The sequence below is a fragment of the Microbacterium sp. UBA3394 genome (assembly GCF_002358725.1).
In the GTDB taxonomy this organism is placed as follows: domain Bacteria; phylum Actinomycetota; class Actinomycetes; order Actinomycetales; family Microbacteriaceae; genus Microbacterium; species Microbacterium luteum.
This window is the reverse complement of sequence record NZ_DEPK01000083.1, coordinates 1-1,329: the sequence shown is the minus strand read 5'-3', so window position 1 is coordinate 1,329 and position 1,329 is coordinate 1. Positions and strand designations below refer to the sequence as shown.

Annotated in this window: 2 protein-coding genes; one reads left to right on the top strand and one right to left on the bottom strand. The window is 71.6% G+C overall.

What is annotated here, in order from left to right; all coding sequences use genetic code 11:
- Positions 1-1,097, bottom strand: a 1,097-nt coding sequence (locus B4E30_RS04660; RefSeq protein ID WP_286793700.1) for an MFS transporter, incomplete at its 3' end; no start/stop codon positions are given.
- 79 nt (positions 1,098-1,176) lie between these two features.
- On the opposite strand from B4E30_RS04660, the gene B4E30_RS04655 reads away from it, so the two are divergent.
- Positions 1,177-1,329 (top strand): LacI family DNA-binding transcriptional regulator (locus B4E30_RS04655; protein WP_286793706.1); only part of this gene is annotated, 153 nt, incomplete at its 3' end.

Here is a 1,329-nt window from a genome sequence, read left to right as displayed (position 1 = left end):
CCGAGCGCCGGCGGACCGGCGAGGAACGCCACGTAGCCGATCGTCGCCGCCGCGCTCACGCGGGCCGCGGCCTTGGCGGGGTCGTCGGCGGCAGCCGACATCCCGAGCGGGAACCCGAGCGAGGCGCCCAGACCCCACAGCGCCGCGCCGACGAAGACGAGGGGCAGGCTCGGGGCGAGGATGAACAGCAGGATGCCGACGGCGGCCGTCGCCGACAGCACGCGCAGGGTGGCCACCCGGCCGAAGCGATCCACGAGGGGACCGCCGAACACGCGCACGACGGTCATGGAGACGGAGAAGACCGCCAGCGCCGCGGCCCCGAGTGTGGCGCCGCCGCCGTGCTCCTCGCTGACGCCGAGGGCCAGCCAGTCGTTCGCGCCGCCCTCGGCGAACGACATCCCGAGCATGATCACGCCCAGCGCGTAGGTGCGCGGCTCGCGCCACGCCGACAGGGACAGGGCGAGTCGCGCCCGCCAGCCGGGCCGGTCGTCGACGGCGGGATCGCCCGCGACCTCGCGCCGCGGCACGTTGGCGAACGATGCTGCGGCGATCACGACCACGATCGCCGCGATCACGGCGGCATGCACGGCGACGGTCACGTCGAGGCCCGCGGCCAGCGCCCCGAGTCCCGCGCCGATCACGGTGCCGAAGGAGAAGAACGCGTGGAACAGCGGCAGGATCGTCTTGCCGGACTGGGACTCGATCGCGGCTCCCTCGACGTTCATCATGACGTCGACGGCGCCGTTGCCGAAGCCGAAGAGCGCGAGCCCGATGATGACCACGGGGAAGGATCCCCACACGTCGGTTCCGAGGCCGATGAGGACGACGCCGACGGCGAAGATCAGCATCGCGCCGAACATGCCGCGGCGGGTGCCGAAGCGGGCGATGATCACCGATGCCAGGGACAGCCCGACGATCGATGCGACACCCATTCCGAGCAGCAGCAGACCGATCTGGCTGTTCTCGATCCCGAGTGCGATCTTGATGTCCGGGACGCGCGACGCCCACGTCGCGATGCTCAGTCCGCTCGCGAGGAAGATCGCGAAGACGGCGGTGCGCCAGCGCACGTACTGCGCGCGGGTCAGGGGCAGATCCATGACGTTCATGGTACCGGCGAGACGATTCGGATCGAAACGATTCGAGACCGGGAAGGCCGGGCGCTACGATCGACGCAGGATGAGCGCGCGCAGAGCCACGATCGCCGACGTCGCCCGCGAGGCTGGCGTCTCGCCGTCGACCGCGTCCGTCGTCTTCAGTGGCAAGACCCCGGTCACCGAGGCGACGCGGGCGAAGGTGCGCTCCGCTGCAGCCCGCCTCGGCTACGCCGGA